The organism is Halopseudomonas phragmitis (assembly GCF_002056295.1).
Lineage (GTDB): Bacteria > Pseudomonadota > Gammaproteobacteria > Pseudomonadales > Pseudomonadaceae > Halopseudomonas > Halopseudomonas phragmitis.
Map to the genome: position 1 here is coordinate 450,797 of NZ_CP020100.1, position 13,648 is coordinate 464,444.

A 13,648-nucleotide genomic window follows, 5' to 3' on the forward strand; every position below is an offset into this window, starting at 1 on the left:
CCGCGTTGGGCAACCTGTCAGACTTTCAGTATCGGCGCCAACAGCTCCAGGTCAAGTTACGTCGTTGCCGCCGGGTCAGACTCGGGAAGACTGCTCACTTCCGGCTTTTTCGCTGCGAAGTCATGCTTGGATAGCACTTCGCTGAGCACTGTCTGTTCGATATAGCCGCGCTGCCCGGAGCGAGTCGGCAGGCGCACGATCAGATGCACTTCACCAGCCACCGGGACCTGGATGGTTACCCGCGGCTCGACCGATGGCACCTCCAGCCCGCGCTGAACATTGAAGCGTTTCATGTAGCGCCGCACCGCCTCAAGATAGGGCTCGCAGTGGCGGTTGGCCGCGTCCAGGAATGCCTGCTGGGCGGCCTGCCAGTTGTCCTCACGCTTGAACGGCACAGTGAATACATGGAAGACAAAATCATGGGTAAAGCTTTCATTGATAACCGGTTCAGAGACGAACAACGCATTGGGGATGACAATCATCCGACCGGTACGCTGGTGGGTAATCTTGCCCGGCCCAACCTCCAGAATGGTGGTAGCCAGCAAGCTCTGATCGATCACGTCACCACGGAAGTCCTTGATCTGAATACGGTCACCGATATTGAACGACCCCGAGCCGGTTTTCAGGATCGAGCCGGTTACGCACAGGATCAGCTCCTTGGTCGCCACCACGAAGGCCACCGCAATAGCCACAATCGACAGCGCCAGGGTCCGCAGTTCATTGCCCCAGATGATCACCAGCCCCAGCAACAGCAGCAACAGGAACCCATTGCGGGTATTGACCAGCCACTTGCGCTGCAGCTCGATGGAGTTCACGGTCTTGCGAATGAAGCGGCCCGCCAGCGCCCGGGCGATAAAAACCGTCAGCAACAGCAACACCGTGCTGATCAGGTGTTGCCACAAACTATCGGAAATGGTGATGGTGGCCGGCAGTTGACCAAGTGTTTCAAGCATACGCACATCCTGTTGGCAGCCCCGGGCAAATCGTACCGGGGTGTAGCGGATAGTGCCTGAGTCATAATCCTCGGTAAAGTGATGCCCTGAAACGCAAAAGCCCCGGCAACTTGCCGGGGCTTAACGCACTACATCAACACTGACCGGTTATCAGACGCCCGAGACCTCGGCGGCTTCGACATCTTTCATCGACAGCTTGATCCGGCCACGGTTGTCGACGTCCAGAACCAGGACCTTGACTTCCTGGCCTTCCTGCAGCACGTCGGTGACTTTCTCGATGCGCTGGTTGGCGATCTGGGAAATGTGTACCAGACCATCCTTGCCAGGCAGGATGCTGACGAAGGCACCGAAATCGACGATGCGCTCGACCTTGCCGGTGTAGACCTTGCCGATTTCCGCTTCAGCGGTAATCGCATCAACCCGGGCCTTGGCGGCATTGGCGGCATCCTTGCTGGCAGCGAAGATCTTGACCATGCCGTCGTCGGTGATGTCGATCGAAGCACCGGTTTCTTCGCAGATACCACGAATAACCGCACCACCCTTGCCGATCACATCGCGGATCTTGTCCGGATCGATCTTCATGCTGATCATGGTCGGGGCGTTGGCCGACAGTTCCTTGCGCGACTCAGGCAGTACTTCGTTCATCTGCTTGAGGATGTGCAGACGGGCTTCGTTGGCCTGCTGCAGCGCGATTTCCATGATCTCTTCGGTAATACCGTTGATCTTGATATCCATCTGCAGCGCAGTGACACCCTTCTCGGTACCGGCAACCTTGAAGTCCATGTCGCCCAGGTGATCCTCGTCACCGAGGATGTCAGTCAGGACTGCGAACTTGTCGCCTTCCTTGACCAGACCCATGGCGATACCGGCTACCGGCGCCTTCAGCGGCACACCGGCATCCATCAGCGCCAGCGACGCACCACAGACCGACGCCATGGAGCTGGAACCGTTGGATTCGGTGATTTCCGACACTACACGGATGCTGTAGGGGAACTGCTCCATGTCGGGCATGACGGCCTGCACGCCGCGGCGGGCCAGACGGCCATGACCGATTTCACGGCGACCAGTGCCACCCATGCGACCACACTCACCGACCGAGAAGGGCGGGAAGTTGTAGTGGAACATGAAGGGCTCTTTGCGCTCACCTTCGAGCATGTCCAGCAACTGTGAGTCACGCGCGGTACCCAGCGTGGTGACTACCAGCGCCTGGGTTTCGCCACGGGTGAACAGCGCCGAGCCGTGGGTACGATCCAGTACGCCGACTTCGATGTTCAGCGGACGCACGGTCTTGGTGTCACGGCCATCGATACGCGGGTTGCCGTTGACGATGCTCTCACGCACGGTGCGGTATTCGATTTCGCCGAAGGCATCCTTGACCTCGCCGACCGAAGGTTTGCCTTCCTCGTCGCCGGTCAGGGCAGCAATGGCCTGATCACGCAGCTCGCCCAGGCGCTTGTAGCGATCCTGCTTGATGGTGATGGTGTAGGCTTGGGCGATCTCGGCACCAAACTGGCCCTTGATGGCATCCAGCAGCGCGGTATTCTCGACCGGAGCGGTCCACTCGAACGCCGGCTTGGCGGCCTCGGCGGCCAGTTCCTTGATCGCCTGGATCACAGTCTGGAATTCCATGTGGGCAAACAGAACAGCGCCCAGCATCTGGTCTTCGGTCAACTCCTGGGCTTCGGACTCAACCATCAAAACGGCGTCTTCGGTACCGGCCACGACCATGTCCAGACGCGAGGTCTTGAGCTGTTCGTAGTTAGGGTTGAGGACGTAACCGGTGTTGTCGTCGAAGCCGACCCGGGCACAGCCGATCGGGCCACTGAACGGCAGATTGGCGACAGCCAGGGCGGCGGAGGTGCCGATCATGGCGGCGACATCCGGATCAGTGCTCTTGTCCGAAGAGACCACGGTGCAGACTACCTGCACTTCATTCATGAAGCCTTCGGCGAACAGCGGGCGGATCGGTCGGTCGATCAGACGCGAGGTCAGGGTTTCCTTCTCGCTCGGACGGCCTTCACGCTTGAAAAAACCGCCGGGGATACGGCCGGCGGCATAGGTTTTTTCGACATAGTGCACCGACAGCGGGAAGAAGTCCTTGCCCGGATCAGCCGACTTGGCGGCAACTACGGTACACAGGACGCTGACGGCATTGTCGATGCTTACCAGCACGGCGCCGGAGGCCTGGCGGGCGATGCGTCCGGTTTCCAGGGTAACGGTACTGTTACCGAATTTGAATTGCTTGATTACCGGTTTCACGGTGCTTTCTCTCTCTTCTCTACTTTGCCTTTTGGCGGAATCCTGGGCATGACCGGGAATCGGACCCGGTCATGTCCAAAAGGGCGAGGTCGCTTAGCGACGCAGACCCAGACGGCCGATCAGATCACTGTAGCGAGCAACGTCTTTGGACTTGAGGTAGTCCAGCAGCTTACGACGCTGGTTAACCATGCGGATCAGACCACGACGGGAGTGGTGGTCCTTGCCGTTTTCCTTGAAGTGACCTTGCAGCTTGTTGATGTTGGCGGTCAACAGCGCTACCTGGACTTCCGGGGAACCGGTGTCACCTTCGCCACGCTTGTACTCGGCTACGATTGCGGCCTTATCTTCAACACTCAGTGCCATCTCTTTACTTCCTCTGAGGTAACAGGCCAGGGCCTTTGCCCTGTGTGATATAGCGAGAAATGACCGTGCCTGTTGACAGCCACCCTCGTGATGACCCGATTCGGGTCAACCAGGTATCCGCCGGCTACTGCCGACGGATGCAAACCTCATGCATTGAAGCGCAACAAACGCTTCGGCGCCACCCGCGCATCATCGGTCATCTCGCCGATACCGATGAAACGCCCGGAAGGCTCATACAACCGGACCATGCCGAAAGCCGGCGCACCCGGCACCCGGACCGCCTGACCATGGTTCAGGTAATAGGCGGTCTGCTCGGTGAGCTGGACCACCGGCCAATCCGCCAGCCCGCTGTCGATCGGCAGCAGCAGATCGTCCAGAGCTTCGGCCCCGCCGTCAGCATGGCGTTGCTCCAGAGTATCCAGACTGACCGCCTGGGACAGACTGAACGGCCCGGCCTGAATTCGCCGCAGCTCGGCAACATGCGCACCACAGCCCAGCGCCTGACCAATATCCTCAACCAGGGTGCGGATATAGGTGCCCTTGCTGCAGTGCACCTCGAGCCGCAGGCGATCGCCGTCGAGTCCGAGCAGTTGCAGACGCGATATTCTAACAGATCGCGCCTGACGCTCCACCGTCTCGCCGGCCCGGGCCAGCTTGTACAGTGGCTGGCCACCCTGCTTGAGCGCCGAGTACATCGGCGGAATTTGCTCGATATCGCCAGTAAAGCGGGGCAACAGAGCTTCGACCTGGGCCAGCTCGACTGCCACCGGGCGCATTTCCAGCACATCGCCTTCGGCGTCACCGGTGGTAGTGGTCATACCCAGCCGCGCCTCGGTGATATAGGCCTTGTCGGCATCCAGCAGGAATTGCGAGAACTTGGTCGCCTCGCCCAGACACAGCGGCAGCACGCCACTGGCCAGCGGATCGAGACTGCCGGTATGTCCACCCTTGTTGGCGTTGAACAACCAGCGCACCTTCTGCAGTGCGGCATTTGAAGTCATGCCCAGCGGCTTGTCGAGAATCAGAATGCCGTCGATATCACGGCGCTTGTTACGCGGACGCGACACCAGCTACTCCTCGCCATCCTTCGGATGCTTGCGATCTTCGGCCACCGCCCGCTCGATCAGCGACGACAGGTGCACGCCGCGGCGAACACTCTCGTCATAATTGAAGTGCAGGTGCGGGATGCTGCGCAGCTTCATGGCCCGCCCCAACTGCATGCGCAGAAAGCCGGCGGCGTCCTTCAGAATCTCCTGATTGAGTGCGACATCTTCGTCACTGTCCTTGCCCAGCAAGGTAAAAAACACCTTGGCATGGGCCAGGTCGCGGCTGACTTCAACCGCGGTAATGGTCACCATGCCCAGGCGCGGGTCCTTGACCTCGCGCTGGACCAGCAGCGCCAGTTCACGCTGCATCTGGTCGGCAACCCGCTGGGTACGGCTGTATTCTTTGGCCATAATTTCAGTTCTACTCAAAAGCGTGAAGCTGAAAGCCCGAAGCTGGGAGTCACGCGAGCAACTCCCAGCTTCCGGCTTCCAGCTTCTGGCCTGGGTTTAGAGCGTGCGTGCAACCTGGACCTTCTCGAATACCTCGATCCGGTCACCAGCACGTACGTCATTGTAGTTCTTCACGCCGATACCGCACTCCATGCCATTACGCACTTCGGCGACATCGTCTTTGAAGCGGCGCAGCGACTCCAGCTCACCTTCGTAGATCACCACGTCGTCGCGCAGCACACGGATCGGGCGATTACGATGGACGGTACCTTCTATGACCATACAACCAGCCACCGCACCGAACTTCGGCGAACGGAACACATCACGCACTTCGGCAACACCCAGAATCTGTTCGCGAACATCGCTGCCAAGCATACCGGTCAGTGCCTTCTTGACATCATCGATGATGTCGTAGATCACACTGTAGTAGCGCAGGTCGATGCCTTCGCTCTCGATGATCTTGCGCGCAGTGGCGTCAGCCCGGACGTTGAAGCCGAAGATTACCGCGTTGGAGGCCAGCGCCAGGTTGGCATCGGTTTCGGTGATACCACCCACCCCGCCAGAGACAATCTTGACCTGAACTTCCTCGTTGCCCAGATCGCTGAGCGAGCCCATCAGGGCCTCCAGCGAACCACGCACATCGGCCTTGAGCACGACGTTGAGAGTCTTCTTCTCGTCCTGGCCCATGCTTTCGAACATGTTCTCGAGCTTGGCCGATTGCTGACGCGCCAGCTTGATTTCGCGGAACTTGCCCTGACGGAACAGTGCCACTTCACGGGCCTTCTTCTCGTCGGATACCACAGTCAGCTCATCACCAGCATCCGGGGTGCCATCCAGACCCAGGATCTCGACCGGAATCGACGGACCAGCTTCCTTGATCGGCTGGCCGTTTTCATCGAGCATCGCCCGCACCCGGCCATAGTTGACTCCGGCCAGCACGATATCGCCCTGACGCAGAGTACCGTTCTGCACCAGCACGGTGGCAACCGGGCCACGGCCCTTGTCCAGCCGCGACTCAACCACCACGCCCTTACCCGGTGCTGATGGCTGGGCCTTGAGCTCAAGTACTTCGGCTTGCAGCAGAACCGCTTCCAGCAACTCGTCGATACCGGTGCCGACCTTGGCCGAGACGTGGACAAACATGGTGTCACCACCCCATTCTTCGGGGATCACGTCACGCGCGGCCAAATCGTTCTTGATCCGATCCGGATCAGCATCTTCCTTGTCGATCTTGTTCACCGCCACCACGATCGGCACGCCAGCAGCCTTGGCATGCTGTACGGCCTCTTCGGTCTGCGGCATCACACCGTCGTCGGCGGCCACTACCAGGATCACGATATCGGTGGCCTGGGCACCACGGGCACGCATCGCGGTAAAGGCGGCGTGACCGGGGGTGTCGAGGAAGGTAACCATGCCACGCTCGGTTTCAACGTGGTAGGCGCCGATGTGCTGGGTAATGCCGCCAGCCTCACCGGCCGCAACCTTGGCCCGGCGAATATAGTCGAGCAACGAGGTCTTGCCGTGGTCGACGTGACCCATGACGGTCACCACCGGCGCGCGCGACACTTCTTCACCTTCGAAATGCATCGATTCGACCAGTTGGTCTTCGATGTCGCTCTCGCGGACCTGCTTGACCTTGTGCCCCATATCCTCGGCCACAATGCTGGCAGTGTCCTGATCCAGCACCTGGTTGATAGTTACCATGGTGCCGTTCTTGAACATGTATTTGATGACCTCGGCTGCCTTCACCGACATCTTCTGGGCCAGTTCGGCCACGGTGATGGTTTCGCCGATCACAACTTCGCGCACTAGAGGTCCTGTGGGCTTCTCGAACCCATGCTGATTGCGTTTCTTGGCCTTGAGTTTGCCACCGCCGCCACGACGCCGGCTCAGACCATCCTCATCCTCGATGATACGAGCGGTCTGACGGGCCTTGTCCTTGCCACCATGACCACCAGCGCGCTTGCGATTGCGCTCTTCCTCTTCCTCAGCCCGGCTTGGCTTGCGCCGGTGCTCTTCCTTCTTCTTGGCCGGTTCAGCTGCGGCAGGTACTGCAGCAGGGGGCTCGGCGGCAACTGCGGCAACCGGCTCCGGCTGCTTGACCGGCTCTTGGGCAGCAGGCTGAGCCTTGACGGCTTCGGCCTTCAGCCGCTCTTCTTCGGCCTTGCGTGCGCTTTCCTCAGCCGCCAGGCGAGCATCTTCCTCGGCCTTGCGCCGGGCTTCCTCAGCCCGCTGACGTGCCTCTTCAGCAGCACGCAGCTCTTCCAGCTCACGCTGACGCTCGGCCTCCAGTTCGGCCGGATCACGCTTGACGTAAGTTTTCTTCTTACGCACTTCGACGTTGACCGTCTTGCTGCCGGACACCTTCAGGGTGCTGACTGTCTTGCGCTGCAAAGTAATCTTGCGCGGCTCGCTGGCCGATTCGCCATGGGCATTCTTGAGAAATGCCAACAGAGCCTGTTTCTCCTCATCGGAAACCGACTGCTCCGGGCCGGTCTGTTTTAGACCTGCTTCTTTCATCTGTTGCAGCAGGCGCTCTACCGGCGTTCCTACCACACTAGCCAATTCTTTGACCGTCACTTCCGCCATTCACTTCTCTCCTCAGTCGGGTCCGTGCGTTACCGCAGGGTGATGTCACCAAACCGACCGGTTATTCAAACCAGGGCGCGCGGGCGGCCATGATCAGGGCGCCAGCCCGCTCTTCGTCCATGCCGTCGATATCGAGCAGATCATCGACAGACTGTTCGGCCAGGTCTTCCATACACAGGATGCCCTTGGCAGCGAGTTGGAAGGCCAGAGCACGGTCCATGCCTTCCATGTTGAGCAGGTCGTCAGCCGGCTGAGCCTCTTCGAGTTTCTCCTCGTTGGCGATGGCCTTGGTCAACAGACGATCCTTGGCCCGGGCGCGCAGCTCATTGACGATATCCTCGTCGAAGCCGTCGATATCCAGCATTTCTTCCATCGGGACGTAGGCGATTTCCTCCAGCGAGGTGAAACCTTCCTCGACCAGTACCTGCGCCAGTTCCTCATCCACATCCAGCTCGTCGATGAAGACCTTGAGCACGTCGCCGGTTTCCGCTTCCTGCTTGGCGCGGATCTCGTCTTCGGTCATTACGTTCAGGGTCCAGCCGGTCAGTTGGCTGGCCAGACGAACGTTTTGGCCGTTGCGACCAATGGCCTGGGCCAGATTGTCCTCAGCCACTGCCAGATCGATGGTGTGAGCATCTTCATCGAGAATGATCGAAGCCACTTCGGCCGGGGCCATGGCGTTGATCACGAACTGGGCCAGGTTGTCGTCCCACAGCACGATGTCGACACGCTCGCCACCCAGCTCACCGGATACGGCCTGGACCCGCGAGCCGCGCATACCGATGCAGGCGCCCTGCGGATCAATGCGCTTGTCCTTGGAACGAACCGCGATCTTGGCCCGCGAACCAGGATCCCGGGCAGCGCCCATGACTTCGATCAGCTCTTCGGCGATTTCCGGCACTTCAATGCGGAACAACTCGATGATCATTTCCGGGCAGGCACGCGACAACACCAGTTGCGGGCCGCGATTTTCGGTACGGATGTCCTTGAGCAGAGCACGGATGCGCACGCCGGTACGGAAGGTTTCACGCGGAATCATTTCCTCGCGCGGCAACACGGCCTCGGCGTTGTTGCCCAGGTCAACGATGATGCTGTCGCGGGTCACCTTTTTCACCGTGCCGCTGATGATTTCACCCAGGCGGTCGCGATAGGCGTCAACGACCTGGGCACGCTCGGCTTCGCGAACCTTCTGCACGATCACCTGCTTGGCAATCTGGGCAGCGATTCGGCCAAACTCGATCGATTCGATCTTCTCTTCGATCACGTCGCCAATGTTCAGCGCGGCATCCCGCTCCTGGGCCTGATCCAAAGTCAGCTGCATCTCCGGCTCTTCGAAGTCTTCGTCAGCCACTACGGTCCAGCGCCGGAAGGTCTCGTAGTTGCCGGTGTGGCGATTGATCTCCACCCGTACATCCACTTCGTCCTCGTAGCGCTTCTTGGTGGCCGTAGCCAGCGCCAGTTCCAGCGCTTCAAAAATGACTCCAGGCGGTACGCCCTTCTCATTGGAAACGGATTCCACAACCAGCAGCACTTCTTTGCTCATCGTATGCCTCGCCTAACGCCGTCCATTGGGTAACTTACGCCCCAAAACCTTCAGAACCGGGGAATGATGTTGCCCTTGTCGATTGAGTCGATCGGCAACAAGTACTCGTGATCATCCACCTGGATAACCACCTCGTCACCCTCCACACCGCGGAGGATGCCCTGAAAATTGCGCCGCCCATCGAACGGAGTACGCAGGCGAATCTTTGCCTGTTCACCGACATAGGCAGCATACTGCTCAAGCTTGAACAACGGACGATCCATCCCCGGTGACGACACCTCCAGGGTGTAGTCATTAGCAATCGGATCCTCAACATCCAATACCGCACTCAACTGCCGGCTGACCGTAGCGCAGGCCTCCACATCTATGCCATCGGCATGCTCGATGTACACCCGCAACAGGGTATGCTTGCCCTGCGAAAGGTACTCGATACCCCAGCATTGATAGCCCAAAGCCTCAATACTCGGGGCCAGCATGGCCTCCAACTCAGTCTGCTTGCCGGACAAATTCAGCGCCTCTTTCAAACACGAACAAAAAATGGGCCCTTGGCCCATCCTGGATCTGGCCACCCCATGCACCAGTCACGGAGTCCAGACAACTAGCTAAGAAAAAGCCCCTCTGAAGGGGCCCTGTGACTGGTTGCGGGGGCAGGATTTGAACCTACGACCTTCGGGTTATGAGCCCGACGAGCTACCAGACTGCTCCACCCCGCGTCGAATCTTAGGGCGTGGATTATACGCCCGGACGCCTAACAAGACAACCGGGCAACGCCCTTGCAATGATCAGAGCCCATATGACGGGCTCTGCTATGGTTGGTGCGGAAGATGGGACTCGAACCCATACACCCTAAGGCACTACCCCCTCAAGATAGCGTGTCTACCAATTCCACCACTTCCGCAAAACTGTTTGGCTTACTCAGCGCTCGGCACATCATCCGAGACTGGAGCCTGAGGAACCTGGCCTTCCACCTCCAGCACAGGTACATCTTCACTGATCACCGGAGCCGGCTGCGTTTGCAGCGCCGGACTCGGCAGACCGGCATCACGCTCGAAACTGGCCTTGTTACTGGCGTAATAAGCCAGACCCAGCGAGGTGACGAAGAATACAGTGGCCAGCACAGCAGTCAAGCGACTCAGAAAAGTAGCTGAACCCTGGCTGCCAAACACGGTGCCCGACGCACCCGCACCAAAGGACGCACCGGTCTCGGCACCCTTACCCTGCTGCATAAGCACCAACCCAACCAGGGCAATGGCGACCAGCAGGTGAATAACCACAACTACGGTTTCAATCATTACACACGTCCCGCGGCACGAGCGATCGCACCAAACTCTTCAGCGTTGAGGGAGGCACCACCAATCAACCCCCCATCGATATCCGGCATAGCAAACAACGCCTCGGCGTTATCAGCCTTCACACTACCGCCGTACACAATCTGCACCATCCGGGCCTGCTCGTCATCGAGCAATGCCAGACGCGCGCGAATCATGGCGTGCACATCCTGAGCCTGCTCAGGACTTGCCGTCAAGCCCGTACCAATGGCCCAGACCGGCTCATACGCCAACACACCTTGTGCCAGACCACCGACACCAAAGGCATCCAGCACTACCTGGAGCTGCCGACCGATTACATCAGCCGTTTCACCAGCATCGCGCTCGGCCTGGGTTTCCCCGACGCAGAGCACTGGACGCAGACCGCAGGCCAGTGCCGCAGCAAACTTGCGCTTGACCACTTCATCGCTTTCACCGAACAGAGTCCGGCGCTCGGAGTGACCAACCAACACATACTCACAACCAGCATCACGCAGCTGAGCTGGCGATATTTCGCCGGTCAACGCACCCGGCTCGGCCTGGTGAGCACAACTTTGCCCACCGATGCGGATCGGCCCGGCTGCCAGCGCTTCGCGGCAACGCTCGATATAGAGCGCTGGCGGTGCAATCATCAGCTCCACCTGCTCAGGCCAGTCCTGCTGGGACAGAGCCACCAGCAGCGCATCGACGGATTGCCGTGTACCGTGCATTTTCCAGTTTCCGGCGACCAACGGACGACGCATGCCTAACCTCTCAGCTCAAGCGGGCGCCAATGTTAACCAAGATGCCCGAACGACACAACCGCCTTTTTGAGCTTTAAGGAACTTCTGAGAACACAGGCGAGGCCGGCAAGGCTGTTTCAGGCAGTCTTGCCAACACTGTTGGTTCTCAGAGATTTCAGTCGTGTTCGGCAAACAGCTCTTTCACCCGCTCAGCCAGCAGACCGGCCTCGGCCTTGACCTGAGCGGCATCCTGGCCTTCGACCATAACCCGAATCAGCGGCTCGGTACCGGACAGGCGCAACAATACTCGACCACTATCACCCAGACGCTGCTCAACGGCCTCGACCGCCGCCAGCAGCGAGGCATCCTGCAACGGCGACTGAGTACCAGGCTGATAGCGCACATTGATCAGCGTCTGCGGGCACTTGCTCATGCCAGCGCAGGCTTCGGCCAAGGTCAGCCCCGAGCGCTGCAATGCCATCAGCACCTGCAACGCGGCGATCACGCCATCGCCGGTTGAGGTATGGTGCAGGCAGACCAGATGCCCGGACGACTCGCCACCGAGAATCCAGCCACGCTCGCGCAACCCGGCCATGACGTAGCGATCACCGACTTTGGCCCGGACAAACTCGACACCTCGCTCCTTGAGTGCCAGCTCCAGCCCCAGGTTACTCATCAATGTCCCTACCACACCTCCGCGCAGCAGGTCTCGCCGATGCAGGTCATCAGCAATGATGAACAGCAACTCATCACCATCAACTTCTCTGCCCTGCGCATCGACCATCATCACCCGGTCGCCATCGCCATCAAAAGCAATCCCCAGATCAGCGCCCTGAGCCAGAACCGCCTTGCGCAAGGCAGCCAGATCGGTCGAGCCGACCCCGGCATTGATATTCAGCCCATCAGGCTGAACACCGATTACACTGACCTCGGCCCCCAATTCGCGAAACACGCTGGGCGCCACTTTGTAGGTCGCCCCGTTAGCGCAGTCCAGGACCAGCTTCAAGCCCTTGAAACTGGCACTAGTGGGCACACTGCTTTTGCAGAATTCAATATAGCGCCCGGACGCATCCTCGACCCGGGTCACCTTGCCCAGGGCTGCCGACTCAACCACTTCAAGCGGTGCATCGACCAGTCGCTCGATTTCCAGCTCCAGCTCATCCGGCAGTTTACTGCCATTGGCCGAGAAGAACTTGATGCCATTGTCGTAGAAAGGATTGTGCGAGGCACTGATGACAATCCCGGCATCAGCCTGGAAAGTGCGGGTCAGATAGGCGATGGCCGGAGTCGGCATCGGTCCGAGCAATTGCACCTGAGCCCCCGCCGCCGACAACCCAGCCTCTAATGCGGACTCGAACATATACCCGGAGATCCGGGTATCCTTGCCAATCACAACTCGGCAACTGCCCTGGTTGCGGAACGCCATACCAACCGCCCAACCCAGGCGCAGCATGAAATCGGGAGTAATCGGGTGGCTCCCAACACGGCCACGAATGCCGTCGGTGCCGAAATAGCGTTTTTCCATCTGCTGATTCCTGTTTGCTTGCGCGCTATCGTTTTAGTCAGCCAGCCTGCTGCACCGCCTCGGCCATTCGCACCGCATCGACGGTGGCCGCAACATCATGGACACGTAGAATACGCGCACCCTTGCCTACAGCCAGCGCCGCCAGAGCCAGACTGCCATATAGACGCTGATCAACCGGCCGGTCCAGCACCTGCCCGATCATGGTCTTGCGCGACACGCCGACCAGCAGCGGCAGACCTGCCGGCTGCAACAGATGCATACGGGCGAACAATTGGAGATTATGATCCAGACTTTTGCCAAAGCCGAACCCCGGATCAAGGATCAGCCGCTCCCTGGGAATCCCGGCCGCCACGCAAGCCGCCACCCGCTCGACCAAGAAAGCATTGACCTCATCCAGCACTGAATCGTAGCTGGGCGAGCGCTGCATAACATCAGGCTCCCCCTTCATATGCATGATGCACACCGGCAAACCCGTGGCAACCGCCGCCGCCAAGGCTCCGGGACGGGTCAGCGAGCGCACGTCGTTGATCAGCCCGGCGCCGACTGCGGCACTGGCAGTGATCACCTCAGGCGTACTGGTATCGACTGAAACTATGGTATCGAAGCGCTGCTTGATCGCTTCCACCACTGGCACGACCCGCTCCAACTCCTGCGCAACACTGACCGGAGCCGCACCAGGGCGGGTGGACTCGCCACCGACATCAATCAGCGTAGCGCCCTCGCCCAGCATCCGCTCGACATGCCGCAGCGCGGCGTCGCGGTGATTGAAGCACCCACCGTCGGAAAACGAATCCGGAGTAACATTAAGAATGCCCATGACCTGGACACGGGAAAGATCAAGCTCCCGGTCGCCGCAAGGCAACCGGGAGCTGCTAGGCCGTTCAACCATGA

The 13,648-nt window shown here is 59.6% G+C and carries 12 protein-coding genes and 2 tRNA genes; all 14 read right to left on the reverse strand.

What is annotated here, in order from left to right; genetic code table 11:
- Window positions 1–56: 56 nt before the first annotated feature.
- The 14 genes from BVH74_RS02055 to folP all read right to left on the reverse strand — a co-directional run bounded on the left by BVH74_RS02055 (window position 57) and on the right by folP (window position 13,646).
- The gene (locus tag BVH74_RS02055) at window positions 57–953 is read right to left on the reverse strand and encodes a mechanosensitive ion channel domain-containing protein (protein WP_080048474.1); all 897 of its coding nucleotides are present in this window, start codon (window positions 951–953) and stop codon (window positions 57–59) included.
- Between the two features lie 150 nt (window positions 954–1,103).
- Complete coding sequence (pnp, locus tag BVH74_RS02060; protein WP_080048475.1) at window positions 1,104–3,212, reverse strand: polyribonucleotide nucleotidyltransferase; 2,109 nt, start codon at window positions 3,210–3,212, stop codon at window positions 1,104–1,106.
- A gap of 93 nt (window positions 3,213–3,305) precedes the next feature.
- Entirely contained in the window at window positions 3,306–3,575 is a 270-nt protein-coding gene (gene rpsO / locus BVH74_RS02065; RefSeq protein ID WP_080048476.1) for a 30S ribosomal protein S15, read from the reverse strand.
- A gap of 146 nt (window positions 3,576–3,721) precedes the next feature.
- On the reverse strand, window positions 3,722–4,642 hold the full coding sequence (truB, locus tag BVH74_RS02070; RefSeq protein WP_080048477.1) for a tRNA pseudouridine(55) synthase TruB: 921 nt from the start codon (window positions 4,640–4,642) through the stop codon (window positions 3,722–3,724).
- Between the two features lie 3 nt (window positions 4,643–4,645).
- The gene (gene rbfA / locus BVH74_RS02075) at window positions 4,646–5,032 is read right to left on the reverse strand and encodes a 30S ribosome-binding factor RbfA (RefSeq protein WP_080048478.1); all 387 of its coding nucleotides are present in this window, start codon (window positions 5,030–5,032) and stop codon (window positions 4,646–4,648) included.
- A gap of 96 nt (window positions 5,033–5,128) precedes the next feature.
- Window positions 5,129–7,660, reverse strand: coding sequence for a translation initiation factor IF-2 (infB, locus tag BVH74_RS02080; RefSeq protein ID WP_080048479.1), 2,532 nt, complete (start codon window positions 7,658–7,660; stop codon window positions 5,129–5,131).
- Window positions 7,661–7,721: 61 nt separating this feature from the next.
- The gene (gene nusA, locus BVH74_RS02085; protein ID WP_080048480.1) at window positions 7,722–9,203 is read right to left on the reverse strand and encodes a transcription termination factor NusA; all 1,482 of its coding nucleotides are present in this window, start codon (window positions 9,201–9,203) and stop codon (window positions 7,722–7,724) included.
- A gap of 50 nt (window positions 9,204–9,253) precedes the next feature.
- Complete coding sequence (gene rimP / locus BVH74_RS02090; protein WP_080051589.1) at window positions 9,254–9,709, reverse strand: ribosome maturation factor RimP; 456 nt, start codon at window positions 9,707–9,709, stop codon at window positions 9,254–9,256.
- Between the two features lie 130 nt (window positions 9,710–9,839).
- A tRNA-Met gene (locus BVH74_RS02095) sits at window positions 9,840–9,916 on the reverse strand.
- A gap of 100 nt (window positions 9,917–10,016) precedes the next feature.
- Window positions 10,017–10,101 (reverse strand) — tRNA-Leu (locus tag BVH74_RS02100).
- 13 nt (window positions 10,102–10,114) lie between these two features.
- Entirely contained in the window at window positions 10,115–10,495 is a 381-nt protein-coding gene (gene secG, locus BVH74_RS02105; RefSeq protein WP_080048481.1) for a preprotein translocase subunit SecG, read from the reverse strand.
- Window positions 10,495–11,253: a triose-phosphate isomerase gene (gene tpiA, locus BVH74_RS02110; RefSeq protein WP_080048482.1), complete on the reverse strand. Its 759-nt coding sequence runs from the start codon at window positions 11,251–11,253 to the stop codon at window positions 10,495–10,497. Before tpiA ends, secG begins: the two co-directional genes overlap by 1 nt.
- A gap of 154 nt (window positions 11,254–11,407) precedes the next feature.
- Complete coding sequence (gene glmM, locus BVH74_RS02115; protein WP_080048483.1) at window positions 11,408–12,757, reverse strand: phosphoglucosamine mutase; 1,350 nt, start codon at window positions 12,755–12,757, stop codon at window positions 11,408–11,410.
- Between the two features lie 37 nt (window positions 12,758–12,794).
- Window positions 12,795–13,646, reverse strand: coding sequence for a dihydropteroate synthase (gene folP, locus BVH74_RS02120; RefSeq protein WP_080048484.1), 852 nt, complete (start codon window positions 13,644–13,646; stop codon window positions 12,795–12,797).
- Window positions 13,647–13,648: the final 2 nt, after the last annotated feature.